Annotated in this window: 34 protein-coding genes; 32 read left to right on the forward strand and 2 right to left on the reverse strand. The window is 57.1% G+C overall.

Going from position 1 to position 26,158, the window contains the following annotated elements:
* From AC2FIC_RS01635 to AC2FIC_RS01770, 28 genes are all read left to right on the forward strand, one after another.
* Positions 1-783 (forward strand): crotonase/enoyl-CoA hydratase family protein, encoded by a 783-nt coding sequence (locus AC2FIC_RS01635; RefSeq protein WP_496690853.1) that lies wholly within the window; start codon positions 1-3, stop codon positions 781-783.
* Between the two features lie 182 nt (positions 784-965).
* Positions 966-1,331, forward strand: coding sequence for an NADH-quinone oxidoreductase subunit A (locus tag AC2FIC_RS01640; RefSeq protein WP_496690852.1), 366 nt, complete (start codon positions 966-968; stop codon positions 1,329-1,331).
* Positions 1,322-1,855: a NuoB/complex I 20 kDa subunit family protein gene (locus AC2FIC_RS01645; RefSeq protein ID WP_037307875.1), complete on the forward strand. Its 534-nt coding sequence runs from the start codon at positions 1,322-1,324 to the stop codon at positions 1,853-1,855. Before AC2FIC_RS01640 ends, AC2FIC_RS01645 begins: the two co-directional genes overlap by 10 nt.
* Before the next feature lie 10 nt (positions 1,856-1,865).
* A complete protein-coding gene (locus tag AC2FIC_RS01650; protein ID WP_271950203.1) occupies positions 1,866-2,471 on the forward strand; it encodes an NADH-quinone oxidoreductase subunit C in 606 nt (201 codons plus the stop codon).
* Positions 2,471-2,644 (forward strand): hypothetical protein, encoded by a 174-nt coding sequence (locus AC2FIC_RS01655; RefSeq protein WP_170433422.1) that lies wholly within the window; start codon positions 2,471-2,473, stop codon positions 2,642-2,644. Before AC2FIC_RS01650 ends, AC2FIC_RS01655 begins: the two co-directional genes overlap by 1 nt.
* Position 2,645: 1 nt before the next feature.
* On the forward strand, positions 2,646-2,777 hold the full coding sequence (locus AC2FIC_RS01660; protein ID WP_271950199.1) for a hypothetical protein: 132 nt from the start codon (positions 2,646-2,648) through the stop codon (positions 2,775-2,777).
* Entirely contained in the window at positions 2,777-4,000 is a 1,224-nt protein-coding gene (locus AC2FIC_RS01665; RefSeq protein WP_271950197.1) for an NADH-quinone oxidoreductase subunit D, read from the forward strand. Before AC2FIC_RS01660 ends, AC2FIC_RS01665 begins: the two co-directional genes overlap by 1 nt.
* Entirely contained in the window at positions 3,997-4,449 is a 453-nt protein-coding gene (locus AC2FIC_RS01670; RefSeq protein WP_142634892.1) for a hypothetical protein, read from the forward strand. Before AC2FIC_RS01665 ends, AC2FIC_RS01670 begins: the two co-directional genes overlap by 4 nt.
* On the forward strand, positions 4,439-5,539 hold the full coding sequence (gene nuoE / locus AC2FIC_RS01675) for an NADH-quinone oxidoreductase subunit NuoE (RefSeq protein WP_496690851.1): 1,101 nt from the start codon (positions 4,439-4,441) through the stop codon (positions 5,537-5,539). The genes AC2FIC_RS01670 and nuoE overlap by 11 nt, the downstream gene beginning before the upstream one ends.
* Before the next feature lie 32 nt (positions 5,540-5,571).
* Positions 5,572-5,793, forward strand: a complete 222-nt coding sequence (locus tag AC2FIC_RS01680) for a DUF5337 domain-containing protein (protein WP_142634889.1) — start codon at positions 5,572-5,574, stop codon at positions 5,791-5,793.
* Between the two features lie 12 nt (positions 5,794-5,805).
* Positions 5,806-7,104 (forward strand): NADH-quinone oxidoreductase subunit NuoF, encoded by a 1,299-nt coding sequence (gene nuoF, locus AC2FIC_RS01685; protein ID WP_496691039.1) that lies wholly within the window; start codon positions 5,806-5,808, stop codon positions 7,102-7,104.
* Between the two features lie 5 nt (positions 7,105-7,109).
* Positions 7,110-7,526 (forward strand): MAPEG family protein, encoded by a 417-nt coding sequence (locus tag AC2FIC_RS01690; RefSeq protein WP_496690850.1) that lies wholly within the window; start codon positions 7,110-7,112, stop codon positions 7,524-7,526.
* Entirely contained in the window at positions 7,526-7,909 is a 384-nt protein-coding gene (locus tag AC2FIC_RS01695) for a hypothetical protein (protein ID WP_496690849.1), read from the forward strand. Before AC2FIC_RS01690 ends, AC2FIC_RS01695 begins: the two co-directional genes overlap by 1 nt.
* A gap of 98 nt (positions 7,910-8,007) precedes the next feature.
* Positions 8,008-8,412: a DUF5333 domain-containing protein gene (locus AC2FIC_RS01700; RefSeq protein ID WP_496690848.1), complete on the forward strand. Its 405-nt coding sequence runs from the start codon at positions 8,008-8,010 to the stop codon at positions 8,410-8,412.
* 20 nt (positions 8,413-8,432) lie between these two features.
* A complete protein-coding gene (locus AC2FIC_RS01705) occupies positions 8,433-8,858 on the forward strand; it encodes a DUF5333 family protein (protein ID WP_496690847.1) in 426 nt (141 codons plus the stop codon).
* Positions 8,859-8,866: 8 nt separating this feature from the next.
* The gene (gene nuoG / locus AC2FIC_RS01710) at positions 8,867-10,888 is read left to right on the forward strand and encodes an NADH-quinone oxidoreductase subunit NuoG (RefSeq protein ID WP_496690846.1); all 2,022 of its coding nucleotides are present in this window, start codon (positions 8,867-8,869) and stop codon (positions 10,886-10,888) included.
* A 204-nt stretch (positions 10,889-11,092) separates the two neighbouring features.
* A complete protein-coding gene (nuoH, locus tag AC2FIC_RS01715) occupies positions 11,093-12,130 on the forward strand; it encodes an NADH-quinone oxidoreductase subunit NuoH (RefSeq protein WP_496690845.1) in 1,038 nt (345 codons plus the stop codon).
* Position 12,131: 1 nt separating this feature from the next.
* Entirely contained in the window at positions 12,132-12,626 is a 495-nt protein-coding gene (gene nuoI / locus AC2FIC_RS01720) for an NADH-quinone oxidoreductase subunit NuoI (RefSeq protein ID WP_037307839.1), read from the forward strand.
* Positions 12,623-13,033 carry a carboxymuconolactone decarboxylase family protein gene (locus AC2FIC_RS01725; protein ID WP_496689758.1) on the forward strand — a complete coding sequence of 137 codons (411 nt, stop codon included), beginning with the start codon at positions 12,623-12,625 and terminating at the stop codon, positions 13,031-13,033. The genes nuoI and AC2FIC_RS01725 overlap by 4 nt, the downstream gene beginning before the upstream one ends.
* A complete protein-coding gene (locus AC2FIC_RS01730; RefSeq protein WP_281972815.1) occupies positions 13,030-13,632 on the forward strand; it encodes an NADH-quinone oxidoreductase subunit J in 603 nt (200 codons plus the stop codon). The genes AC2FIC_RS01725 and AC2FIC_RS01730 overlap by 4 nt, the downstream gene beginning before the upstream one ends.
* An 86-nt stretch (positions 13,633-13,718) precedes the next feature.
* On the forward strand, positions 13,719-14,201 hold the full coding sequence (locus AC2FIC_RS01735) for a hypothetical protein (protein ID WP_496690844.1): 483 nt from the start codon (positions 13,719-13,721) through the stop codon (positions 14,199-14,201).
* The gene (gene nuoK / locus AC2FIC_RS01740) at positions 14,198-14,503 is read left to right on the forward strand and encodes an NADH-quinone oxidoreductase subunit NuoK (RefSeq protein ID WP_050602759.1); all 306 of its coding nucleotides are present in this window, start codon (positions 14,198-14,200) and stop codon (positions 14,501-14,503) included. Before AC2FIC_RS01735 ends, nuoK begins: the two co-directional genes overlap by 4 nt.
* A gap of 6 nt (positions 14,504-14,509) precedes the next feature.
* The gene (gene nuoL / locus AC2FIC_RS01745) at positions 14,510-16,660 is read left to right on the forward strand and encodes an NADH-quinone oxidoreductase subunit L (protein WP_496690843.1); all 2,151 of its coding nucleotides are present in this window, start codon (positions 14,510-14,512) and stop codon (positions 16,658-16,660) included.
* On the forward strand, positions 16,660-18,204 hold the full coding sequence (locus tag AC2FIC_RS01750; RefSeq protein WP_271950170.1) for an NADH-quinone oxidoreductase subunit M: 1,545 nt from the start codon (positions 16,660-16,662) through the stop codon (positions 18,202-18,204). Before nuoL ends, AC2FIC_RS01750 begins: the two co-directional genes overlap by 1 nt.
* A gap of 15 nt (positions 18,205-18,219) precedes the next feature.
* Positions 18,220-19,662, forward strand: coding sequence for an NADH-quinone oxidoreductase subunit NuoN (gene nuoN / locus AC2FIC_RS01755; RefSeq protein ID WP_496690842.1), 1,443 nt, complete (start codon positions 18,220-18,222; stop codon positions 19,660-19,662).
* 36 nt (positions 19,663-19,698) lie between these two features.
* Complete coding sequence (locus AC2FIC_RS01760) at positions 19,699-20,448, forward strand: biotin--[acetyl-CoA-carboxylase] ligase (protein WP_496690841.1); 750 nt, start codon at positions 19,699-19,701, stop codon at positions 20,446-20,448.
* An 11-nt stretch (positions 20,449-20,459) separates the two neighbouring features.
* A complete protein-coding gene (locus AC2FIC_RS01765) occupies positions 20,460-21,239 on the forward strand; it encodes a type III pantothenate kinase (protein WP_271950166.1) in 780 nt (259 codons plus the stop codon).
* Complete coding sequence (locus AC2FIC_RS01770; protein WP_496690840.1) at positions 21,236-22,903, forward strand: ribonuclease J; 1,668 nt, start codon at positions 21,236-21,238, stop codon at positions 22,901-22,903. The genes AC2FIC_RS01765 and AC2FIC_RS01770 overlap by 4 nt, the downstream gene beginning before the upstream one ends.
* Before the next feature lie 6 nt (positions 22,904-22,909).
* On the opposite strand, the gene AC2FIC_RS01775 is transcribed toward AC2FIC_RS01770, so the two are convergent.
* Positions 22,910-23,614: an NUDIX hydrolase gene (locus AC2FIC_RS01775; protein ID WP_496691038.1), complete on the reverse strand. Its 705-nt coding sequence runs from the start codon at positions 23,612-23,614 to the stop codon at positions 22,910-22,912.
* 25 nt (positions 23,615-23,639) lie between these two features.
* Entirely contained in the window at positions 23,640-24,038 is a 399-nt protein-coding gene (locus tag AC2FIC_RS01780; RefSeq protein ID WP_142634860.1) for a DUF983 domain-containing protein, read from the reverse strand.
* A 222-nt stretch (positions 24,039-24,260) separates the two neighbouring features.
* Between AC2FIC_RS01780 and AC2FIC_RS01785 the strand changes: the two genes are divergently transcribed.
* From AC2FIC_RS01785 to AC2FIC_RS01800, 4 genes are read left to right on the forward strand one after another with little or no spacing between them, the layout of a single operon-like run.
* A complete protein-coding gene (locus tag AC2FIC_RS01785; protein WP_496690839.1) occupies positions 24,261-24,728 on the forward strand; it encodes an EF-hand domain-containing protein in 468 nt (155 codons plus the stop codon).
* Between the two features lie 6 nt (positions 24,729-24,734).
* The gene (locus tag AC2FIC_RS01790; protein WP_281972822.1) at positions 24,735-25,349 is read left to right on the forward strand and encodes an RNA polymerase sigma factor; all 615 of its coding nucleotides are present in this window, start codon (positions 24,735-24,737) and stop codon (positions 25,347-25,349) included.
* Complete coding sequence (locus AC2FIC_RS01795) at positions 25,342-25,683, forward strand: hypothetical protein (protein ID WP_496690838.1); 342 nt, start codon at positions 25,342-25,344, stop codon at positions 25,681-25,683. The genes AC2FIC_RS01790 and AC2FIC_RS01795 overlap by 8 nt, the downstream gene beginning before the upstream one ends.
* Complete coding sequence (locus tag AC2FIC_RS01800) at positions 25,680-26,153, forward strand: periplasmic heavy metal sensor (RefSeq protein ID WP_496690837.1); 474 nt, start codon at positions 25,680-25,682, stop codon at positions 26,151-26,153. The genes AC2FIC_RS01795 and AC2FIC_RS01800 overlap by 4 nt, the downstream gene beginning before the upstream one ends.
* Positions 26,154-26,158 lie beyond the last annotated feature (5 nt).

Raw genomic sequence — 26,158 nt, forward strand, 5'->3', positions numbered from 1 at the left:
ATGTTTGAAACGATCTCGGTCACGGGTGATCCACGTGGCGTTGCAACCCTGACGCTGAACCGCCCCGAAAAGCATAATGCGATGTCCGCGCAGATGATCCGGGAACTGACACAAGCGGCGGTGCAGTTGGGCAGCGATGGCACTGTGCGCGTCGTCGTTCTGACCGGAGCAGGCAAAAGCTTTTGTGCCGGTGGGGATCTGGGCTGGATGCAGGACCAGATGGCGGCGGATCCTGAAACACGCTTTGTCGAGGCGCGAAAGCTGGCCGAGATGTTGCAGGCGTTGAACGTGATGCCCAAACCGCTGATCGGAGCGTTACAGGGCAACGCCTTTGGTGGCGGCGTGGGCCTTGCCGCCGTCTGCGACGTGGCAATAGGTGTCGAGACCCTGAAAATGGGCTTGACCGAGACGCGACTGGGCCTGATCCCGGCCACCATCGGCCCCTATGTTGTCGCTCGGATGGGGGCGGCACGTGCGCGGCGGGTCTTTATGTCGGCCCGATTGTTTTACGCGGCCGAGGCCGTCAATTTGGGCCTATTGGCCAAAACGGCCTCAGCAGAAGATCTGGCGGACGCTGTCGAGGCCGAGGTTGAACCTTATTTGTCATGTGCGCCTGGTGCGGTGGCCTCGGCCAAGGCCTTGGTCCATAGTCTGGGGCCGCGTGTTGACGATCCCGTTATCGACCAAACGATCCGGGCGCTGGTTGCGCGCTGGGAAACCGACGAGGCGCATGAGGGAATCAGCGCATTCTTCGACAAGCGAAAACCTGTATGGAATAGTTAGGTTTACGTTCTGTCGGTCTGTGCGTTTCACGGATCGAAGTTCGGCTGGAATGAAACGGAATATTAGGGTGCCATGCGGTTGTGTTTGGTTGACCCTCTGACCCCGCGCGGATAGAGAATGTCCAGTCAACACGCTAATTGACGGCGCTCCCCTACGGGGCACGCGCAGGAAAGGAGCTATTCGTGGAAGACCTGCTGCGGGAGTACCTCCCGATCCTGGTGTTTCTGGTCGTCGCTGCGGGCCTTGGAATCGTCTTGATTCTTGCCGCTGTGGTGCTGGCCGTCCGCAATCCCGACCCTGAAAAGGTCAGCGCTTATGAATGCGGCTTCAACGCCTTCGACGATGCGCGGATGAAATTCGACGTCCGATTCTATCTGGTCGCGATTCTTTTCATCATCTTCGATCTGGAAATTGCGTTCCTGTTCCCTTGGGCCGTGGCTTTCAAAGACATCAGCGATGTCGGATTCTGGTCCATGATGGTGTTCCTGGGCGTTCTGACCATCGGCTTTGCCTATGAATGGAAGAAGGGGGCCCTGGAATGGGAGTGATGACGGGTGCAAACACCGCCGGCGTCGACAAAGAAGTCGCCACCCAGGCCCTGAATGCCGAGCTGCAGGACAAAGGCTTTCTGCTGACCTCGACGGAGGACATCATCAACTGGGCCCGAACCGGGTCGTTGCACTGGATGACCTTCGGGCTGGCCTGTTGCGCAGTTGAGATGATGCACACCTCGATGCCGCGTTATGATGCAGAACGGTTTGGTATCGCGCCACGCGCGTCCCCACGTCAGTCGGATGTGATGATTGTGGCCGGAACGCTGACCAACAAAATGGCGCCTGCGCTGCGTAAGGTCTATGACCAGATGCCCGAGCCGCGCTATGTGATCTCGATGGGATCCTGCGCCAACGGCGGCGGGTATTACCATTATTCCTATTCTGTTGTGCGCGGCTGTGACCGCATTGTGCCGGTCGATATCTACGTGCCCGGTTGCCCTCCGACGGCTGAGGCGCTGTTGTATGGTCTGATGCAGCTGCAGCGCAAAATCCGCCGCACCGGCACCATTGTACGCTGAGGAGAGGGCAATGAGCGAAGCACTCAAAGAACTCGGCGCGCAGCTGGAACTCAAACGGACCGATTGCGTTCTGTCCTGGGATGTCACCCATGATGAGTTGAACGTGGACGTGGCCCCGTCGAACCTTGTGGAATTTATCGAATTTCTGAAGGGCGATGCCAGTTGCAAGTTCTCGACCCTGGTGGACATCACAGCCGTTGACTATCCCGAGCGGGCCAAGCGGTTCGATGTGGTCTATCACTTTCTGTCGATGTACCAGAACCAGCGTATCCGCCTGCGCGTGTCGATCCGTGAGGATGACATGGTGCCGTCGATTGTCGACGTTCACCCCTCGGCCAACTGGTTCGAGCGCGAGGTGTTCGATATGTTCGGCATCCTTTTCTCGGGCCATCCTGATCTGCGGCGAATCCTGACCGACTATGGCTTTCGTGGCTATCCGCTGCGCAAGGATTTCCCGACCACCGGTTATACCGAGGTCCGTTATGACGAGGCGCAAAAGCGTGTGGTCTATGAGCCGGTCAATCTGGTGCAGGAATACCGTCAGTTTGATTTCATGTCTCCGTGGGAGGGTGCGAATTACATCCTGCCCGGCGATGAGAAACAGGAGAGCGAATAATGGGTGGCATCTGGTGGCTGATCCTATCTGCACTGACCATCATCCCGATGGTAAAGATTTTGCCGTTCTTCGGGATTAACAAATACTGGTGCCTGCTCTGTCTGATCCCCTTTGGCACGATCGCGTTGCTGTGGTGGGTCGGGCTGAAACTGCAAGAGCTGGAGCGCCGCTGAGATGATGATGCTGGGGGAACTGATCGTGCTGGGTGCGCTGGGGGTCCTTCTGGCGGGGGCTGCAGCCAAGGCGGCCGAGGCCGAAAAGGTCCGGGTTCGGGCTGATGCAAAAAAGAATAAGCGGGGGCGTTGATGGACGGCTCAAGATATGATGACGGCAGCACGGACGCGCTGAGCGGAGAACAGAAGATCCGCAATTTCAACATTAACTTCGGCCCGCAACACCCTGCGGCGCACGGAGTTTTGCGTCTGGTGCTTGAGCTGGACGGCGAAATTGTCGAGCGTTGCGACCCGCATATTGGTCTGCTGCATCGTGGCACCGAAAAGCTGATGGAAAGCCGGACGTATCTGCAGAACCTGCCGTATTTCGACCGTCTGGACTACGTGGCGCCGATGAACCAGGAACATGCCTGGTGTCTGGCCATCGAAAAGCTGACCGGGGTCGAGGTTCCGCGCCGCGGTTCGCTGATCCGGGTTCTGTATTCCGAGATCGGGCGCATCCTGAACCATCTGCTGAACGTGACCACGCAGGCGATGGATGTGGGCGCGCTGACCCCGCCGCTCTGGGGGTTTGAAGAGCGCGAAAAGCTGATGGTGTTCTATGAACGCGCCTGCGGAGCACGTCTGCACGCGGCCTATTTCCGCCCCGGCGGTGTGCATCAGGACCTGCCGCCGGAACTGCTGGACGATATCGAGGCGTGGAGCCACGAATTCCCTACCATTCTCGACGACATTGATGGTCTGCTGACCGAAAACCGCATCTTCAAACAGCGCAACGCCGATATTGGCGTGGTGACCGAGGATGATATCCAGAAATACGGTTTCTCGGGCGTGATGGTACGCGGATCGGGGCTGGCCTGGGATTTGCGCCGCGCGCAGCCCTATGAATGCTATGATGAGTTCGAGTTCCAGATCCCTGTCGGTAAGAACGGTGACTGCTATGACCGCTATCTCTGCCGCATGGAAGAGATGCGCCAGTCCTTGCTGATCATCCGTCAAGCCATCGCCAAAATCCGCGAATGCCCCGGTGACGTTCTGGCCCGCGGCAAGATCACCCCGCCGAAACGCTCGGACATGAAGACCTCGATGGAAAGTCTGATCCATCACTTCAAACTGTATACCGAAGGCTTCCACGTGCCCGCGGGCGAGGTCTATGCCGCCGTCGAGGCCCCGAAGGGTGAGTTCGGCGTCTATCTGGTCGCCGATGGCACCAACAAGCCTTACAGGGCCAAACTGCGCGCGCCGGGCTTCCTGCACCTGCAAGCCATGGATCACATCGCCGGAGGCCACCAACTGGCCGACGTCGCCGCGATTATTGGGACCATGGATGTCGTGTTCGGGGAGATTGACCGGTGAAGAAAGCGCATCTTGTTGGATCAGGAGCATTAGTTGTCGTGCTTGCATTCGCGATGCCAGTTCTTCGTGGTCCGACTGAGCACTTTGAACGTTCAATGATTTGTAACTTCAAAAAAGACGCATTGGCCGAACCTAACGCCCGAAGCGGTTGGGGCAATTCCGACTGCTATATAAAAGAGCAGGTGGACAACTGGTACTACATCGTTGGGGAGTATGGCTGGTCTTTAGGTTCCACTAATCATTCAGAAGCGATAGATGCACCGACTTTGCTCGTCAAAATTCGATCGGGGGAAACATCGATGAGCCGAGAATATGCGAATTTCTGCGAAGGAATTTTCATTTCGACACTGAACAACAACCGAGCTGAATTAGTTGGTATCATGGAAATCGATACTGCTGGTGGATTCTCGCTCTCCTGTCCTGCGGAGGAATCGTCGAATGCTGCGTAGGCTTCACCCCGAACAACCCGAGAACTTCACCTTCACTGCTGCCAACCGGCAATGGGCCGAAGCGCAGATCACCAAATACCCCGAAGGCCGTCAGGCCAGCGCGGTGATCCCTCTGCTGTGGCGCGCGCAAGAACAAGAGGGCTGGCTGAGCCGTCCGGCGATTGAATCCGTCGCTGACATGCTGGGCATGGCCTATATCCGCGTGCTCGAAGTCGCCTCGTTCTATTTCATGTTCCAGCTGCAGCCGGTTGGCTCGGTGGCGCATATTCAGGTGTGCGGGACCACGTCCTGCATGATCTGCGGGGCCGAGGATTTAATTGCGGTCTGCAAGGACAAGATCGCCGCCAAGCCGCATGCTTTGTCCGCCGATGGCAAGCTGAGCTGGGAAGAGGTCGAATGCCTTGGCTCTTGCACCAACGCGCCAATGGCGCAGATCGGCAAGGACTATTACGAAGACCTGACCGCCGAGGGTTTTGGCAAGATCATCGACGATCTGGCCGCTGGCAAGGTGCCGACACCGGGCCCTCAGAACGGGCGCTATGCGGCAGAGCCTTTGAAGGGGCTGACCAGCCTGTCAGAATATGACAGCGGCCGAACCCAGTATAACGCCAGCGTTCAGTTGGCGACTGATCTGGGGGATACCGTCAAACGCATCGACGGGACCGAGGTTCCGATCCTTACGCCATGGCTGGGCAAGGATGGCAAGGCAGCGGCGACAAAGGCTGCTCCGAAACCTCCCAAGGCCCCCGCACCTGCCAAACCTGCGGTGAAACAAGCGGCTGAAGCGAAGGCGGTCAAAGAAGACCAACCCGACACGCTTTCGGGTGCGCGGGACGGCAAGTCGGACGATCTGAAGCTGCTTAAAGGTGTCGGGCCTAAGCTTGAGAAGACGCTGAACGAGCTGGGCTTCTATCATTATGATCAGATCGCCAAATGGACGCCCGAGCAGGTTGCTTGGGTTGATGCGCGGCTGAAGTTCAAAGGCCGGATCGAGAGAGACGGCTGGATTGATCAGGCCACCAAGCTGGCGGCGGGTGAAGAAACCGAGTTCGCCAAGCGGGTCAAGGACGACGGTACATACGAAGACTAGGATGTGTGCCCGCTCTGGGCATTTAGGACAAGATGGACAAGGACAAGGAACAGGCCATGGCCCGCAAGGGTCGACATATCGGAGTGGTCATCGCCGTGACCATGCTGGTCTGGCTTGCCATGACCATGTTCATTGGCCCTGCGATGGAACTGCCGGGACGCTATGCGCTGCTGTTTGATTTTGCCGCGCTGGCCGGGTTCATCTATGCGGGCGTCAACATTTTTCAACTCTGGCGCATGCGTCAGGACAGCTGAAGGTAACACATGATGCTGAAGGATCAGGACAGGATCTTTACCAACATCTACGGGATGCATGAGCGTACATTGCGCGGTGCACAGGCCCGGGGGCATTGGGACGGCACCGCTGGCCTGATCGGCAACGGGCGCGACTGGATCATCCAGACGATGAAGGATTCAGGGCTGCGCGGCCGGGGCGGCGCGGGTTTTCCAACCGGTCTGAAGTGGTCCTTCATGCCCAAGGAAAGTGACGGTCGCCCGTCCTTTCTGGTGGTAAATGCGGATGAATCCGAGCCTGGCACCTGCAAAGACCGTGAAATCATGCGCCACGATCCGCATACGCTGATCGAAGGCTGCCTGATCGCCTCTTTCGCGATGAATGCGCATACTTGCTATATCTACCTGCGCGGGGAATACATCCGCGAGCGTGAGGCGCTGCAGGCGGCGATTGACGAAGCCTATGACGCCGGTTTGTTGGGCAAGAACGCCGCTGGGTCAGGCTGGGACTTCGATCTGTTCCTGCATCACGGGGCGGGCGCCTATATCTGTGGTGAAGAAACTGCCCTGATCGAAAGCCTTGAGGGCAAAAAGGGCATGCCGCGGATGAAGCCGCCGTTCCCGGCGGGCGCAGGTCTGTATGGGTGCCCAACCACGGTGAACAATGTGGAATCCATTGCGGTCGTGCCGACGATCTTGCGTCGCGGGGCCGACTGGTTCGCAGGCTTTGGCCGTCAGAACAACGCGGGCACCAAGCTGTTTGCGATCTCGGGCCATGTGAACAATCCTTGCGTCGTTGAAGAGGCGATGTCGATTCCGTTTGAACAGCTGATCGAAACCCATTGCGGCGGCATTCGCGGCGGCTGGGACAATTTGCTGGCGGTTATTCCGGGTGGTTCGTCGGTGCCCTGTGTGCGCGGTGAGAACATGCGCGACGCGATCATGGACTTTGACCACCTGCGCAACGATCTGGGCTCGGGCCTGGGTACGGCTGCGGTGATCGTGATGGATAAATCCACCGATATAATCAAAGCGATCTGGCGATTGTCGAAGTTTTACAAACATGAAAGCTGCGGTCAGTGCACACCGTGTCGTGAAGGCACCGGATGGATGATGCGCGTCATGGATCGCCTTGTGCGCGGTGAGGCCGGGTTGGAAGAGATCGACATGCTGTTTGACGTAACCAAACAGGTCGAAGGCCACACGATCTGTGCCCTCGGTGATGCGGCAGCCTGGCCAATCCAGGGCCTGATCCGCAATTTCCGGGAAGAAATCGAAGACCGCATCAAGGCCCAGAAATCGGGCCGCACGGGTGCGATGGCAGCGGAGTGATTCAAATGGAAGTATTCTCGGACTATGGCCATGCACTTGCATCGGTGATGATCTTCACCCTCGTCGTCCTGTTCCTAGCCCCATTTTCGGCAATGGCCAAACAGGGTAAGGGGCTGGCGCCAGGCGCCACGCCCGAGCAAGATTATTCAGACAGGGCCTATCGGTTGAACCGTGCCTATCTGAACGGCACTGAAACGCTTCCTGCTTTTGCGGCGGTTACGATCGCGGCAATTTTGGTGGGGGTCAGCCCGTTTTGGGTAAACTTGCTCGCCTCGGTGGCACTGGTTTCGCGTCTGGCAATGCTGTTTGTTCATCTGCGTGGACTGGGTAAGCCGAACTCTGGCTTGCGCTCGGTTCTTTACGTGGTTGCCTGGCTTTGCATGTTCGTGATGGGGATCATGGCAATGGTGGCGGCGTTTTAATGATTGAACGAACTGTTGATCTTGTGACCAGAACCAAGAATGTTTCTTTCATCGGCGCAGTTTTACTGTTGGCGGCGGTTTCGGCCTGCGGGCTGATTAAGCCTTCGGAAGATCGTATTCTATTCGATGGCAAGTCGTTCAGAGCCAAAGCAAAGCACATCAACAAAAAAGCGTCTCCTTCGGATTTCACCGTTGTGATCAAAGGAGTATCTGCCTCATTGGATGGTGCACGCGAGGCCGGCCGTTATGAGGGCACCAAGTTTTGCATCGCGAATTTCGGATCCTCCAGGATCGACTGGAAGGTCGGGCCGGATACCGAACCACAAAACCTTCAGATCAACGATGACAGACTAACCTTTGCCGGGAGCTGCCGCCGTCCATGAAGCGGGTTTTTGCATATCACGCCGTGACAGGCCCATTGCTATTGCATAGCAATGCTGGCCTCCGTCGTCTTGGTCTTTCCAAGACGAAAGGATTTGTCATGTCTGGTATCAAAATGCTTGCCGTTGCAACGGCGCTGACACTGCCTGCGGTTGCTTTGGCTAAACCTCCCTTGCGCGAAGTCAAAGAGATCGACAATGAACTCTATTACATCGCTATCGCGAACGAAATTTCGGAATACTGCCCCTCCATCAGCGGGCGGCGTATGAAGGCGATTGGTGTGATGTGGGGCTTGCGGTCGAAGGCGAACCAGTTGGGCTATTCCGACAGTGAAATCCGCTCTTATGTCGATTCGGATGCAGAAAAAGACCGGATGCGCGCCAAGGGCGAGGCCTATCTGGCCCAGAATGGCGTGTCGTATGGTCGGCCGAATTCCTTCTGTACGCTTGGTCGTGCGGAAATTGAAAGAAACAGCGCCATCGGCGTGTATTTGAGGGCGAATTGAGTATGGGTTTCAGAGCTTTGATGATGGGCTTTGCTGGTGTTTTGCTTTTGGTCTTAGCTGGATGCGAGTCAACATCCAGCCAAGCTTTGGACGCTGACACATCTCGCGCTCAGTTTCGTACACAGGTTCCGCAGGGCCTCTATGATGTGGCCTTTGCCAACGCTATGGCAGAGCAGATTGCAGGCGGTTGTCCGAATTTGTCGCTCAATCGTTCGCAGATCAGGCAAAGCATGAAAACGGTAGCTAACGACCTAGAAGCCAAAGGGTATCGGGAAAGCGATTTTGCCTATCTCGAAAGAAATTTGCCGCGGAAGCGGATACAGGACGACGCTATTCGCTATATCCAAGGAAACGGCATCGTGATTGGCGTTCCAGATACGATGTGCTCGGCAGGGCGAAGCGAAATCGCCAAAAAATCTGCTATCGGCACATTCCTGAAAGGGTAGTTTAAATCATGTCTGACCTCCGCAAAGTTAACATCGACGGACAGGAAATCGAAGTCGATGGTGCGATGACCCTGATTCAGGCCTGCGAACAGGCCGGGGTCGAAGTGCCGCGCTTTTGCTATCACGAGCGTCTGTCGATTGCCGGGAACTGCCGGATGTGTCTGGTCGAAGTTGTTGGGGGGCCGCCCAAACCTGCGGCCTCTTGTGCCATGCAGGTGCGCGATCTTCGTCCAGGGCCGGAAGGGCAGGCACCGGTGGTCAAAACCAACTCGCCCATGGTCAAGAAGGCCCGCGAAGGAGTGATGGAGTTCTTGCTGATCAACCATCCACTGGATTGCCCGATCTGCGATCAGGGTGGCGAGTGCGATCTGCAGGATCAGGCGATGGCTTATGGCATGTCGGGCACGCGGTTTAAGGAAGCCAAGCGCGCGGTCGATGATCTGGATCTGGGTCCGCTGGTTGGCACCGCGATGACCCGCTGTATCAGTTGCACCCGCTGCGTGCGCTTTACAACCGAAGTGGCCGGGATCACTCAGATGGGTCAGACCGGGCGGGGCGAAGACGCCGAGATCACGTCATATCTGAACCAGACGCTAGATTCGAATCTGCAAGGTAATATCATCGACTTGTGCCCCGTCGGGGCGCTGACCTCGAAACCCTATGCTTTCACCGCGCGCCCTTGGGAACTGACCAAGACCGAAAGCATTGACGTGATGGATGCCTTGGGCTCGAACATTCGCGTGGATACCAAAGGGCGCGAAGTCATGCGCTTTTTGCCGCGCAATCATGATGGCGTGAACGAAGAATGGATCAGTGATAAGACGCGGTTTGTGTGGGACGGCCTGCGTCGTCAGCGGCTGGACAAGCCATACCTGCGTGAAAACGGTAAGCTGCGCCCGGCGACGTGGCCCGAGGCGTTGACCAAAGCGGCCGAGGCGTTGAAAGGGGCTGAAAAGCCCGCCGGTATCGTGGGCGACTTGGCCCCGGTCGAGGCTACGTTTGCTCTGAAGCAGATGATTGAAGGGCAGGGCGGGGTTGTCGAATGCCGTACCGATGGCGCCAAGTTGCCAACGGGCAACCGCGCGGCCTATGCCGGGACCGCCGCGATCGAAGATATCGACTGCGCCGAGCGCATTCTGCTGATCGGAACCAACCCGCGCGATGAGGCGCCGGTGCTGAACGCGCGCATTCGCAAAGCCTGGGCGTATGGGGCCGAGATTGCTGTGGTCGGCCCGGCAGTCGATCTGACCTATGACTACCACCATGTCGGCGATGATCGTGCGGCATTGCAGCAGGTGGTGGATATGGGCGGAGATGATGAGGTCAAGGGCAAACGCTCGTTGGTCATCATTGGTCAGGGTGCATTGCAGGAAGCGGATGGCGCTGCGGTTTTAGGCGCTGCGCAAACCATTGCGGCGAATACCGAAAGCGGTTTGATTGTCCTGCACACAGCCGCCTCACGTGTTGGTTCTATGGATGTCGATGCCACCAACGAAGGTGGCATGGATACAATCAGCGCGGCGGATGTGATCTATAATCTCGGTGCCGATGAAGTTGAAATCGGCGACGGCGCCTTTGTCATCTATCAGGGCAGCCATGGCGATCGAGGTGCGCACCGCGCCGACGTGATCCTGCCGGGCGCAGCCTATACCGAGGAAAACGGCCTGTTCGTGAACACCGAAGGCCGCCCGCAACTGGCGATGCGTGCCGGGTTTGCACCAGGTGAGGCTAAGGAAAACTGGGCGATCCTGCGCGCTTTGTCTGCCGAACTGGGTGCGACGCTGCCTTATGACTCGCTGGCGCAACTGCGCACCGCGCTGATCGAGGCGGTGCCGCATCTGGCCCGTATCGACGAGGTGATCGAAAACGAGGTTCAGGCGCTGAAGTTCGGCCCTCTGGGCAAGGCGAGCTTCCGTCACACCGTCAAGGACTTCTACCTGAGCAACCCGATTGCACGGGCCTCGCAGTTGATGGCTGAGCTATCGGCGCAGACGCAGGCACGCAAAGGCGAAAAGATCGCGGCGGAATGAACCGAAACTCTGTCATATCGCATCTCGACCCTGTGCTGGTCGGACAGGGGCTCGCCCCTGTTTTGCCTATGAAACGGAATAAAAAGGGTGGCGTAGCGGCTGCAGATGCTGTTTACACCAACGCGCCGACCCAGACGCACTTTGCGCAGGCACATGGCCTTAGCATTTCGTGCGGAAAACGGAATACCCACGGTGTGAGGACCAATGGCTGAATTCTTTAACACCCCAGGCGGAATAGCCCTCATCATTCTGGCACAAGTGCTTGCCGTTGTGGCCTTTGTGATGATTTCGCTGTTGTTCCTTGTCTATGGAGACCGCAAGATCTGGGCGGCGGTTCAGATGCGCCGTGGCCCCAATGTGGTGGGCGTCTATGGCCTACTGCAAACGGTGGCCGACGCGCTGAAATATGTGGTTAAAGAGGTGGTTATCCCAGCGGGTGCAGACCGCACCGTCTTTATCCTCGCGCCGTTGACCTCATTTGTTCTGGCGATGATCGCCTGGGCCGTGATTCCGTTCAACGACGGCTGGGTGCTGTCGGATATAAATGTCGCCATCCTGTATGTCTTCGCCGTGTCCTCGTTGGAGGTTTATGGCGTGATCATGGGGGGGTGGGCGTCGAACTCAAAGTACCCTTTCCTTGGCTCATTGCGCTCTGCCGCTCAGATGATTTCCTACGAGGTCTCGATTGGTCTGATCATCATCGGTGTGATCCTGTCGACCGGGTCGATGAACTTCGGTGACATCGTGCATGCGCAAGACGGGCGCTTTGGGTTCTTCAGCTGGTACTGGTTGCCGCATTTCCCAATGGTCTTCCTGTTTTTCATCTCGGCGCTGGCCGAAACCAACCGCCCACCGTTTGACCTGCCAGAGGCGGAATCCGAACTGGTCGCGGGCTATCAGGTCGAATACTCGGCCACGCCTTTCCTGTTGTTCATGGCTGGCGAATATATCGCCATTTTCCTGATGTGCGCGCTAACCACGCTGCTGTTTTTCGGCGGCTGGCTGTCCCCGATCCCGGGCCTGCCCGACGGCGTGTTGTGGATGGTCGCGAAGATGGCGTTCTTCTTCTTCCTCTTCGCAATGGTCAAGGCGATCACGCCGCGCTACCGCTATGACCAGCTGATGCGGCTGGGTTGGAAAGTGTTCCTGCCCTTCTCGCTGGCTTGGGTAGTCTTCGTGGCCTTTGCGGCGAAATTCGACTGGTTCTGGGGCGCGTTTGCGCGTTGGAGCGTAGGAGGCTGATATGACCCAAATCGACTACACCCGTGCCGCCAAGTATTTTCTTCTACAGGATTTCTGGGTCGGCATGAAGTTGGGGCTGAAGTATTTCTTCGCACCGAAGGCCACCCTGAACTACCCGCATGAAAAGGGTCCTCTGTCTCCGCGTTTTCGCGGTGAGCACGCCCTGCGTCGCTATCCCAACGGTGAAGAACGCTGTATTGCCTGCAAACTCTGCGAGGCGATCTGCCCTGCACAGGCCATTACAATCGACGCCGAACCGCGCGAAGATGGCAGCCGCCGTACCACGCGCTATGACATCGACATGACCAAGTGCATCTATTGCGGTTTCTGCCAAGAGGCCTGCCCGGTCGATGCCATCGTCGAAGGTCCGAATTTCGAATTCGCCACGGAAACCCGCGAAGAGTTGTTCTACGACAAGGAAAAACTGCTCGACAACGGCGAGCGCTGGGAAGCCGAGATCGCCCGCAATCTGGAAATGGACGCGCCGTACCGATGAATGACGCCCCGACAAATCCGTTTGAGCTGATGATGAAGCAGGCGCAGGACATGGCCAAGGCGATGAACCCTGCGATGGAGAGCTTCTCGCCCAAAGGGTTCGAAACTCTATGGCCGACCATGCCGAAAGAAGTCATGGAGATGATGTTCGGCAACACCGTCAACAAAGACGGGTTGGATGCCAAGACCCGCCTGTTGCTGACACTGGCCGGGCTGACCTGTCAGGGCGCGCAGGCGGATGCGGCGGTGCGTCAGACCGTGCGCCACGCTGTGGAAGCCGGTGCCAAGAAACAAGAGATCGTGGAAACGATCGGTCAGATGTCGGTCTTTGCCGGCATCCCGGCCATGACCCGCGCGCTGGAATTGGCGCAAGAGGTCATGGGCGATAACGAGGATGAGGATCAATGACCGTCTTTGCCTTCTATCTGTTCGCCATCAGCGCCATCACCGGCGGGCTGTTCACGGTGATCAGCCGCCAGCCGGTGCATTCCGTGCTGTGGTTGATCCTGTCCTTCCTGTCCGCGGCAGGATTGTTTGTGCTGCTGGGGGCTGAGTTCGTGGCGATGCTGCTGATCATCGTCTATGTCGGCGCGGTCGCGGTTCTGTTCCTGTTCGTCGTGATGATGCTGGACGTGGATTTTGCTGAGCTCAAGGCCGAGATGGCACGCTATATGCCGCTGGCCTTGCTGATCGGTCTGGTCATCCTGATGCAGTTTGTCATGGCCTTTGGGGCTTGGGACAGCGCGCAGGGTGCTTCCGCCAATCTGGCACAGCCGGTTCCAGTGGATCGTCACAATACCGAGGCACTGGGTGTCATCCTTTACGACCAATACTTCCTTCTTTTCCAACTGGCGGGCCTGATCCTGCTGGTGGCCATGATCGGTGCCATCGTGCTGACGCTGCGCCACCGTCAGGACATCAAGCGTCAGGACATCATCGGCCAGATGATGCGCGACCCGGCCAAGGCGATGGAGTTGAAGGACGTGAAACCGGGGCAGGGGTTGTGAGAATTTACGCGATCATAGGGCTATCAGCATGGCTTACGATTTCGTCAGGATCGGCCATGGCAGAGTGCCCTATCGGTAGTTGCAGTATGAGCAAGCCGCTTCATCACTTCGACAAGCCCGCCGAAGTTAAAGAGGATTGTAGCTTCTCTGAAGCTGGCGACGGTTGGAGCTCCTTTTTTTCAGGGAACGCTGCAACGGATATTGGTAGTGGTCGGGTAGGCCAGCGTTGGACCCTTACCGGGGAATGTGTTCGCAGCGAAAGTGTGCTGGTCGTGGATTGCAATTCCAAAGAGCTCATCCAAATCCGTGGCGTGTGTGCTCCTCCGGGCTCAGAATATCGGGTTTCTGTGGGTAATTTTTCGGCAGATCTTCTGTACCCACCTCACGGGAAACTGCGTTTGGCGTCTGGGACGACTGTCCAAGACTTGGTGAAATTATCCAAACAGGCTGGTTATGACCACTGGACAACTATCGACGGCTTTTTGAGCAGGGCCAAAAAGAAAAATCGCATCAACCCCTACTGCGGCTGCAAACTCTACTACCCAGACTCGCCAGGAGCGAAGCTATGATCGGACTTGAACACTATCTTACGGTCGCGGCGACGCTGTTCGTCATCGGCATCTTCGGTCTCTTCCTGAACCGCAAGAACGTCATCATCCTGCTGATGAGCATCGAACTGATGCTGCTGGCGGTGAATATCAACCTTGTGGCGTTCTCCAGCTTCCTGGGCGATCTGGTCGGGCAAGTGTTTACGCTGTTTGTGTTGACCGTGGCGGCGGCCGAGGCGGCGATCGGGCTGGCCATTCTGGTCTGTTTCTTCCGCAACCGCGGCTCGATCGCGGTTGAAGATGTCAATATGATGAAGGGGTAAGGGCACATGGAAACCACCATCCTCTTTGCCCCGCTGGTGGGCGCGATCCTGTGCGGGTTCGGCTGGAAGTTCATTGGCGAGAAAGCCGCCATGTGGACCGCCACGGGCCTGCTGTTTCTGGTCTGTCTGCTGTCGTGGATCGTCTTCCTGACGTTCGACGGCCACACCCAGCAGATCGAGATCATGCGCTGGATCGAAAGCGGCTCGCTCTCGACAAGCTGGGCCATTCGTCTGGACCGGTTGACCGCGATCATGCTGATTGTGGTGACGACCGTCTCGGCGCTGGTGCACCTGTATTCCTTTGGCTACATGGATCACGATCCGCAATGGCGCGAAGGCGAAAGCTATAAGCCACGCTTCTTTGCATATCTGTCCTTCTTTACCTTTGCCATGCTGATGCTGGTGACGGCGGATAATCTGGTTCAGATGTTCTTTGGCTGGGAAGGTGTGGGCGTCGCGTCCTATCTGCTGATCGGGTTCTATTACCGCAAGCCAAGCGCCAATGCGGCGGCGATGAAGGCGTTTATCGTCAACCGGGTTGGGGATTTTGGCTTTGCGCTTGGAATCTTTGCGCTATTCCTGCTGACCGACAGCATCAATTTCTCGGACATCTTCGCCTCTGCCCCGGCATTGGCCGAAGAGAAGCTGCACTTCCTGTGGGGTGAATGGACCGCGATCGAGGTGATCTGCGTTCTACTGTTCATCGGTGCGATGGGCAAATCGGCACAGTTGTTCCTGCACACCTGGTTGCCGGATGCGATGGAAGGTCCGACGCCTGTATCAGCCCTGATCCACGCCGCGACCATGGTGACTGCGGGTGTATTCCTGATTTGCCGCATGTCGCCGCTGATGGAGTTTGCGCCGGGTGCCACCGGGTTCATAACCTTCCTTGGGGCATCGACCGCGTTTTTTGCTGCGACTGTGGGTCTGGTTCAGACCGACATCAAGCGTGTCATTGCGTATTCGACCTGTTCTCAGCTGGGGTACATGTTCGTGGCGGCTGGCGTCGGAATGTACTCGGCTGCGATGTTCCACCTGCTGACACACGCGTTTTTCAAGGCGCTGTTGTTCCTTGGGGCCGGTTCTGTGATCCACGCGATGCATCACGAGCAAGAGATGACGGAATATGGCGGGTTGCGGAAGAAAATCCCTTATACGTTTTGGGCGATGATGATCGGTACGCTGGCCATTACGGGTGTTGGCATTCCGTTGACCCATATCGGGTTTGCCGGGTTCCTGTCCAAAGATGCAATCATCGAAAGCGCCTTTGCCGGCGGAACGGGTTATGCGTTCTGGATGCTGGTGATCGCGGCGGCCTTTACCTCATTCTACAGCTGGCGGCTGATCTTCCTGACCTTCTATGGCGAAGAGCGTGGCGACAAACACACGCATGAGCACGCGCATGAAAGCCCGTTGGTCATGCTGGTTCCGCTAGGCGTTCTGTCGCTGGGTGCGGTTTTCGCCGGGATGATCTGGTATGGCAACTTTTTTGGCCACACCGACAAGGTCGGCCAGTTCTATGGCATTCCGGTTGCAGAGGCTTCGGTGGATGGCCACGCGGCAGAGGGCGCGCATGGGGACGATACCCATGCCGAAGATGATCACGGCGACGATACGCATGCGGATGCTGGTCACGCGGAGGACAGCCATGGTGAGAAGGACGCGCAGGGCGGCGATCACCATTATGCCTTTGTTGGAACGCCCGGAGAAGGCGCGCTCTACATCGCACCGGACAATCATGTGCTGGACGATGCGCATGCTGTTCCGAAATGGGTCAAGGTCTCACCCTTCGTTGCGATGCTGCTTGGTTTCATCGTGGCCTATTGGTTTTATATCGTGAATACGACGTTGCCCGCGCGCTTGGCAGCAAACCAGCGTCCGCTTTATCTGTTCCTGCTGAACAAATGGTACTTTGATGAGATCTATGACGCGATCTTCGTCAAACCTGCCTTGGCACTTGGGCGGTTCCTGTGGAAACGCGGCGACGGCAACACGATTGACGGTTTCCTGAACGGGGTAGCGATGGGCATCGTGCCATTCTTCACCCGCCTCGCAGGCAAGGCGCAGACTGGTTACATATTTACCTATGCCTTCTGGATGGTCCTGGGAATTGCTGCCCTGGTCACCTGGATGTCGATCGGCGGAGGCGCACACTAATGGACAATATCCTCTCGATCGTCACCTTCATCCCCGCAGCGGCGGCCGCCATTCTGGCGCTGTTTCTGCAGGGCGACGACGCAGCCGCGCAACGCAATGCCAAATGGGTGGCCATGGTTGCGACGACGGTGACCTTCCTGGTCTCGATTGGCATCTATACTGGCTTTGATCCTGAAAACACCGGCTTCCAGATGGTGGAAGAGGGCCAGTGGCTGATGGGTCTGAAATACAAGATGGGTGTGGATGGCATCAGCGTCCTGTTCGTGTTGCTGACCACTTTCATTATGCCGCTGACAATTCTGGCCAGCTGGAATGTGACAGACCGCGTCAAGGAATACATGATTGCTTTCCTGCTGCTGGAAACGCTGATGCTTGGCGTGTTCATGGCGCTGGACCTGGTGCTGTTCTACCTGTTCTTCGAAGCGGGTCTGATCCCGATGTTCCTGATCATCGGCATCTGGGGTGGTAAGGAGCGCATCTATGCCAGCTTCAAGTTCTTCCTCTACACGTTCCTTGGCTCTGTGCTGATGCTGGTGGCTATGGTTGCGATGTATGCGGATGCAGGCACGACGGATATCGAAGCGCTGATGGCGCATCATTTCTCGTCCGACAGCTTTACCGTTCTGGGCATCCATATCGTAGGCGGTATGCAGACGCTGATGTTCCTGGCGTTCTTTGCCTCATTTGCGGTGAAGATGCCGATGTGGCCGGTCCACACCTGGCTGCCGGATGCACACGTGCAGGCGCCGACCGCAGGGTCGGTCGTGCTGGCGGCGATCCTGTTGAAGATGGGTGGCTATGGCTTCCTGCGGTTCAGCCTGCCGATGTTCCCGGTGGGGTCGGCGGTGATGACCGATCTGGTGCTGTGGATGTCGGCCATCGCTGTGGTTTACACATCGCTGGTTGCTCTGGTGCAGGAGGATATGAAAAAGCTGATCGCTTATTCCTCGGTCGCACATATGGGCTTTGTCACCATGGGCATCTTTGCGGCAAACCAGCAGGGTGTCGACGGAGCCATCTTCCAGATGCTCAGCCACGGGTTCATCTCGGCAGCGCTCTTCCTGTGTGTCGGCGTGATCTATGACCGGATGCACACCCGCGATATCGAGGCCTATGGCGGTCTGGTGATCCGGATGCCCGCCTATGCGCTGGTCTTCATGCTGTTCACCATGGCCAATGTCGGTCTGCCGGGCACCAGTGGGTTCATCGGAGAGTTCCTGACCCTGATGGGCGCATTCCAGGTCAATACCTGGGTGACTGCTGTGGCCGCGACTGGTGTTATCTTCTCGGCGGGATATGCTTTGTGGCTTTATCGTCGGGTCGTATTTGGGGATCTTATCAAAGAAAGCCTCAAGGCGATGACTGATATGAGCTCGCGCGAGCGGTTGATATTTGCCCCCCTGATCGTCATGACGATCCTGCTGGGTGTGTATCCATCGCTGGTAACAGATGTGATTGGCAACTCGACTGCCGCGCTGATTTCGAACTATGATACGGCTCTGGCCGCGGCTGAGACCGCGACCCAGACAGCCGCCTCGCATTAAGGAGGCTTTGGAGACATGATCCAGGCTGATCTGACAATTATCCTGCCAGAGATCGTTCTGGCACTATATGCGATGGCGGCATTGCTTGCGGCTGTTTACACCACCAAGGACGGGCTTGCGCCGACATTGGTCTGGGTGACAGCAGGGCTGATGGCGCTGCTGGCGTTCTGGATCGCCACCAATGGCGACGGAACGAACATCGCGTTTAACGGCATGTTCGTTGATGACGGATTCGCGCGCTTTGCCAAAGTGGCGATCCTGCTATCTGCCGCAGCCGTTTTGATGATGAGCCAGGACTATATGACCCGCCGCGGGTTGTTGCGTTTCGAATACCCTTTGCTGGTGGCGCTTGCCGCTGTCGGCATGATGATGATGGTCAGCGCGGGTGACCTGATGTCTCTGTATATGGGGCTCGAGCTGCAGTCGCTGGCACTTTACGTTGTGGCTGCGCTGCGTCGTGACAGCGCCAAATCCACCGAGGCTGGACTGAAGTATTTCGTTCTGGGCGCGCTTAGCTCGGGTTTGTTGCTCTATGGGGCGTCGCTTGTATACGGCTTTACCGGGACCACGCTGTTCTCGGGCATCATTCAGACCGTTCATCACGGCGATGTGAATCTTGGGTTGCTGTTCGGGATGATCTTCCTGATCTCGGGGCTTGCGTTCAAGGTTTCGGCTGTTCCGTTCCACATGTGGACGCCGGATGTCTATGAAGGATCGCCCACACCAGTCACTGCCTTCTTCGCCACGGCGCCCAAAGTGGCCGCCATGGCCCTGTTTGCCCGCGTGTTGCACGACGCATTTGGAGGTGTCGTAAAGGACTGGCAGCAGGTGATTGTACTCTTGTCTGTTCTGTCTATGCTGTTGGGGGCCGTGGCTGCCATCGGACAACGCGACATTAAACGGCTGATGGCGTTTTCGTCGATTGCCCATATGGGGTATGCGCTGATCGGACTGGCGGCTGGGACCGAGCTGGGTATCAAGGCGATGCTGATGTATCTGGCGATTTACGTGACCATGAATGTCGGAACTTTCGCCTTTATCCTGATGATGGAACGGGACGGTAAACCTGTTACCGACATTGACGCTTTGCGCCAGTATTCCAAACGCGATCCGGGTAAGGCTCTGGCCGTGCTGATCCTGATGTTCAGCCTTGCCGGTGTTCCACCGATGCTTGGGTTCTTTGCGAAATTCGGCGTCTGGCAAGCGGGTATTGAGGCTGGCCTGACCGGTCTGGTTATCATGTCTGCCATCGCCTCGGTGATCGGTGCATTCTATTACCTGCGGATCGTATACTATATGTATTTCGGTGCCGAGAATGACGACCCGATCGACGCAAATTCGTCTCCGGTTCTATGGGTTGCTCTGATGGGGTCAGCTGCATTGATGTTGGTTGGCGTATTCTATCAGTTTGGGATTGAGGGCGCAGCGGCAGCTGCAGCGGCGACGCTTGTTAACTGATTTCGACCATTACCCGCGGCCTATTGTACTTGTGACATGAGTGATTGGCCGGATGGATATGGCCTGCATGTATTGCAAGAGGTCGATAGCACTCTGAACGAAGCCGCCCGGATCGCGCCGATGGCTCAGGGTCCGGTCTGGATCCTGGCGCACCGCCAGACACAGGCGCGCGGTCGGCGCGGACGGGTCTGGACAAACCCCGAGGGAAATCTTGCCGCAACGCTGCTGATGCGGCCCGCAGGACGCCCGGAACAGGCCGCTCTGCGCAGTTTTGTCGCTGCCTTGGCCCTGTTTGATGCATGTGTAGCGGTCACCGGACGCATATCGGGTTTGTCGCTAAAATGGCCCAATGATGTGTTGCTGAACGGTGGTAAGCTTGCGGGGATTCTGCTGGAAAGTACCGGGCAGGGGCGGGACGTCTCGCATTTGGCAATCGGCATCGGCGTCAATCTCGCGCAGGCACCGACTGCAGATAAAGTCGAACCAGGTGCGCTAAGGCCGGTTTCGCTGTTGTCCGAGACAGGGGCAGATGTCACCACCGAAGATTTTTTGACCGAGCTTGCATCGGCCTATGCGCGTTTTGAGGCCCAGTTTGTAACCTACGGGTTCGAACCCATCCGCGCTGCTTGGTTGTCCCGCGCAGCTAAGCTGGGCGAGGTCATCACCGCGCGTACTGTCACCACTGAGACGGTCGGGACCTTCGAAACGGTGGACGCAGGCGGTAACCTTGTCCTAAACACCGCGAAGGGCCGCGTCAGCATACCTGCGGCAGACGTATTTTTCTGAAAGGGGCACCAATGCTTCTAGCCATCGACTGCGGCAACACCAATACCGTTTTCTCGATTTGGGACGGTGAGGAATTCGTCTGCACGCTGCGCACTTCTACGCACCATGCCCGTACGGCAGATGCCTATTTCACCTGGTACTCTACGCTGGTCAAACATTATGAGATCCAAGCTGATATCACCGATGTGATTATCGCCTCGACCGTGCCGCGTGTGGTATTCAATCTGCGCGTCTTTGCGGACCGGTTCTTTGGCTGTCGCCCATTGGTCGTGGGCAAGCCGGAATGTCTGCTGCCTGTCAGCCCGCGCATAGACGAGGGTACGGTCCCTGGCCCGGATCGCCTGGCCAATGCTGCCGGGGCATTTGAACGGCATGGCGGCGATGTGGTTGTTGTCGATTTTGGGACGGCCACCAACTTTGACGTGGTGTCTTCGGATGGAGCATATGTCGGCGGCATCATCGCTCCAGGTGTAAACCTGAGCCTTGAGGCGTTGCACCAGGGGGCCGCCGCGTTGCCGCATATCGACATCACACGTCCCGAAAAAGTGATTGGAACAAATACGGTTGGCTGCATTCAATCTGGCGTGTATTGGGGCTATTCCGGTCTGATCGAAGGGCTGATTGCCCGGATAAAGGCGGAATATGGCATGCCGATGAAAGTCGTGGGAACCGGGGGGCTTGCGCCTCTGTTCGATCAGGCAGATGTTGGGTTTGACGCTATAGAAGACGATTTGACGATGCACGGACTGACCGTGATCCATCGCTATAACAAGGAAAATGGCTCAACATGAGCAGTGAACGACTGATCTATCTGCCCCTGGGCGGGGCGGGCGAAATTGGGATGAATGCCTATGTCTATGGCTATGGCAAGCCGGGAAAGGAAAAGCTGATCCTTGTCGATCTTGGTGTAACTTTCCCAGATATGGACACAACACCCGGTGTCGACCTGATCCATGCCGATATCAACTGGCTAAAAGAACGTGCCGACCGGCTTGAGGCGGTATTCGTCACCCATGCCCACGAAGATCATGTCGGCGCTGTGGCGCATTGCTATGACGATTTAGGCGCCCCGATCTATGCACGCGCCTTCACCGCAAATCTCGCGCGTCGCAAGATGGAAGAGAAAGCCCATCCGACAGACGCGGTCCAGACCCTGTCAGCTTGGCCTGAACAGGTGACGGTTGGCCCGTTTACAGTCGGGTTTTTGCCGGTATCGCACTCTATCCCCGAAAGTGCGGCGCTTGTCATAGACTCGCCTGCGGGGCGGATCGTGCATACAGGGGATTTCAAGCTGGATGCCAACCCTGTGGTAGGTGAACCGTTCGATCAAGACCTTTGGGCAGAGATTTCAAAGGACGGTGTGAAAGCATTGGTCTGCGACAGCACGAACGTGTTTTCAACGCATGCGGGCCGCTCGGAATCCGAGGTAGGGCCCGAGATCACCAAATTGGTCGAAAATGCCAAATCAATGGTGGTTGCGACGACTTTTGCCTCGAATGTCGCACGGGTGAAGACGCTGGCCGAGGCTGGGCAGCGTGCGGGACGCTCGGTCGTTCTGTTAGGTCGTGCGATGCGGCGGATGATCGAGGCCGCGACGGAAACCGGTATTCTTACGGATTTTCCCAAGGTTATCAGCGCCGAAGAGGCCGTAGATATCCCGCGCCAGAACCTGATGCTGATCGTAACCGGCAGCCAGGGCGAACGCCGTGCGGCCAGTGCCCAGCTTGCACGCGGTAAATACCGCGGGATCGAGTTGAAGGAAGGCGATCTGTTCCTGTTCTCGTCGAAGACGATACCGGGCAATGAGAAGGGCGTAATCTTCATCATGAACCAGCTCAGCGAAAAGGGCGTTGATGTGGTGGATGACAGCTCGGGTCTGTATCACGTCTCTGGCCATGCCAACCGGCCTGATCTGGAAAAAGTGCACGCCATAGTCAACCCACAGATGGTTATTCCCATGCATGGTGAACACCGACATCTGCGCGAACATGCTAAACTGGCCGAAGCGGGTGGTCGTACCGGGGTTGTGGCAGTCAATGGCACGATGCTGGATCTCAGCGGCAATGCCCCCAAGGTCGTCGACTACGTCGAGACAGGCCGAACTTATCTGGATGGAACCGTAAAGGTCGGAGCCTTGGATGGAGTTGTCCGCGACCGCATTCGCATGGCCTTGAACGGGCATGTGACCGTGACGGTTATTTTAGACGAAGAAGACGAACCGTTGGGTGAACCCTGGTGCGATACGATGGGCTTGGCCGAGACCGGAACATCGCGCGCAGCACTGGTCGAAGTTCTGGAAGAGGACCTGAACCAATTCCTCATGCGGGCGGATACCAAAACCCTGCGCGACGATGACAAGCTGGAAGAGGCATTGCGCCGGATCGTGCGTCAGACAGCAAAGACCGAGATCGGCAAAAAGCCCGAGGTGACCACGGTGATCAGCCGAATGAAGTAGGTTCGGCTAGAAGTCCTGTTCGGACATTGGATAGCCTTTGATCTGTAAGAACAGGCTTTGTTCTTCTTGATTGAGGAAGAACGGGACGCTTTGGGGTGGTTCGGGTCGTGTGACCCGGGCTGCAACTTCGGCCAGAACAACTTCGGTTATGAAGGGAAGATCAAGCTCGCGCGCCTTGTTCAACGGAACCCATTGCAGGTGAGACAACTCATCCGAAGCGCGGCCAAAGTCATCCAGATCGCCTTGCAGGGCGTCTGCATCTACCAAAAAGAATCGTGCATCAAACCGGCGCGTACGGCCGGGCGGGGTGACGGCGCGAAAAACAAACTGCAATGCCTGTGCAGAGGGCAGAAATCCTGCCTCTGCATAGCTTTGCCAGTCAATCGGCACCTCACCTGTCCAAGCGCCGGGAACTCCAAGCACCAGGCCGGTTTCCTCCCAGAGCTCGCGGATTGCGGCGGCCGCCAAAGCATTCTGCAGCCCGGGCGGAGACTGTTCAGCAAGCCGATCGCGGCAGAGCTGGGACATGTCAGCCGATAGCGGGACCAGGGCGTCCTCTGCGTCTACCGCGCCACCCGGAAACACGAATTTGTTCGGCATAAAAACGGCTTTTGCGCCCCTTTGACCCATCAAAATGGAAGGGTTCGACATCCGGTCCCGCAACACGATAACTGTTGCAGCGTCCCGTATAGCAGTTTTGTCCGTACTCATCTCAGGGCCGACCCAATCATTCCAGTCATCGGTCCGTTTCGAACCCATGCATCCGTCGTGCCCACTGATAGGCGACAACGGCCCCTTTCATTCGCGGTAGCAGGAACAGTGTCAAGGCTGTACATCCGAATGCAAAAATCAGGAACATGTTCAGCGGGTCAGGGCGCCACTGGACATAAGAGATGTGCAAAGCGGGCGCCAGCAGGTGACCGACCAACAGGATTGTCAGATAGGCTGGACCGTCATCCGCACGGTGATGAAACAGTTCCTGACCACAGCTGCTGCAGCTGTCATTCACCTTCAGGTAGCTGTGCAACAGCTTGCCTTCACCGCATTTTGGGCAGCGGCAACGGAAGCCTTTGATTAGCGCAGGCCGGGTTGGACGGTCGTTCTCGGATATTGTGTCGATCGTTTGATCTGTCATTTTGAAACTCGCGCATTCAGATTGCCCTGATATTGCGCTTGTTTTGCTCCACAGAAAAGGGGGGTGCGTCGCTTTGTGCCGCGATGAGATGTCCGGAAATTATGTGGTCGATGGCAGTGAGCAACAGAAAAAATTCAAATTGGGCGACGGAAACCGAAAACTGCACCGTTTTAACCTATGTGAGCAGCGACAAACCGGTCGCGAGAAACAAAGGAAAACGATATGAAAAGCGCGAAACTTATCCCGGCCATTCTGGTATCGGCCATTGCATTGACAAGCACAACCGCCTTGGCTGTCGGTCCGAAAGGCCGAGAGGACGTGACCTTTCAAGAGCTGGACCTGAACAATGATGGTCAGGTCACGCAGGAAGAAATGCAAACCTATAGGCAACAGCGTTTCACCAATGCCGACACCAATGGCGACGGCATGTTGAGCGTCGACGAGATGCAAGCGGCTAGCCAGAAGAAGGCGAATGAGCGTGTGAATCAAATGTTCGAAAAGCACGATGCCAATCAGGATGGCCTCCTATCCGATGATGAGTTGCCCAAGCCGCGCCGTGCTGGCAAGATGTTTGACCGCATCGACGCGGACAAAAATGGCACGATCACGGAACAGGAATTTGCCGATGCGAAAAACCGGATGGGCCGGCATCACAAAAAACGTGACAAGGCTGGCACAGACGACAGCTAATGAAGGATGCGGGACCTGAGTACCTCATCAACGAGGGCTCGCAGCCAAAGTCAGGCTGCGGGCGACCCCGGAGACGATGCATTGTTGCGGCGGTTCGCCGAGGGTGACGCTGATGCGGCACGCATTTTGACCGATCGGCTTGGGCCGCGCAGTTTTTCGGTGGCGCTCAGGCTGTTGAACGACCGGGCCGAAGCCGAAGATGTCACACAGGAAGCCATGATGCGCCTATGGAAGATGGCGCCGGATTGGGTTGCTGGACAGGCAAAGGTGTCGACTTGGCTTTACCGAGTCACTCTGAACCTGTGTGTCGATATTCGGCGGAAGAAATCGGCGGACAGTCTTTCTGATGTTGCCGAACCTGAAAGCGATGCGATCAGTGCAACCGAACACCTTCAGGATGCCGCCAGGTTGGACGCACTGCAGTTCGCGTTGGCGCAACTTCCGGATCGGCAACGTCAGGCTGTTGTCTTGCGCCATATCGAAGAGTTGCCCAATCCCGAAATCGCGGGAATCATGGATATTTCCGTCGAAGCTGTAGAGAGTCTGACAGCTCGGGGAAAGCGGGCACTGGCACAGCAGTTAGCCGCAAGAAGAGACGAGTTGGGATATGCCGATGGATGAAAATAGCGACCTGAATCACCTGTTTTTACGTGCTCGTCAAGAAAATGAGCCGTTACCCGATGCACTCGCCTTTCGTATTCTGGCCGATGCGGAAACCGTTCGTTTGCAAAGGCTTCAGAAATCACCCCAAGGGTTCTGGGCACAGGCATTGGATAGTTTCTTTGGCTGGCAGGGGATGGGAGGTCTGGCGGCCGCGGGCATTGCTGGCATCTGGATTGGATTGACTGCCCCGGCCTTTTTGCCCGATCCGGCGACGTTGCTTTATTCGCAATCCTCTGGATTTGAGGTTGCGGATATGGATCTGAATACAATCTTCCTGGAGGAAGGCGAATGAGCGAACAGTCAAAACCTAAACGCCGGTGGATGCCTGTCCTGCTGATCGTGTCCCTTGCTATCAATCTGCTAGTCATCGGTGCGGTTGTTGGCACGGCGCTGCGCGTCAGAAACAATGACCACGTCAAAACCCCTCCGGGATTTGGATCGGCGCTTTATCGCGCGCTTCCCAAGCATGAACGCCAGGCGATGCGGGCCGAGCTTTCGGGCCTGCACCGCCAAGGTGTCGATCATCGGACGGCGGATTTTCAAGCCCTTGGCGACGCACTTCGCGCCGAACCCTTCGCGGCTGACGCTGTAGAGACTTTGTTGGGCCAGCAGGCGCAGGTGATGTCAGAGATGCAGTCTGCTTTGCAGGAACAGTGGCTGATCCGTGTGTCAGCCATGAGCCCGAAAGAACGCGTCGAATACGCTGATCGTCTGGAAGATGTGGTGCACCGAAAATCGAAAGCGGGCAGAAAGCGCGACTGACCCGA

Source organism: Ruegeria sp. CDSC079 (genome assembly GCF_059610505.1).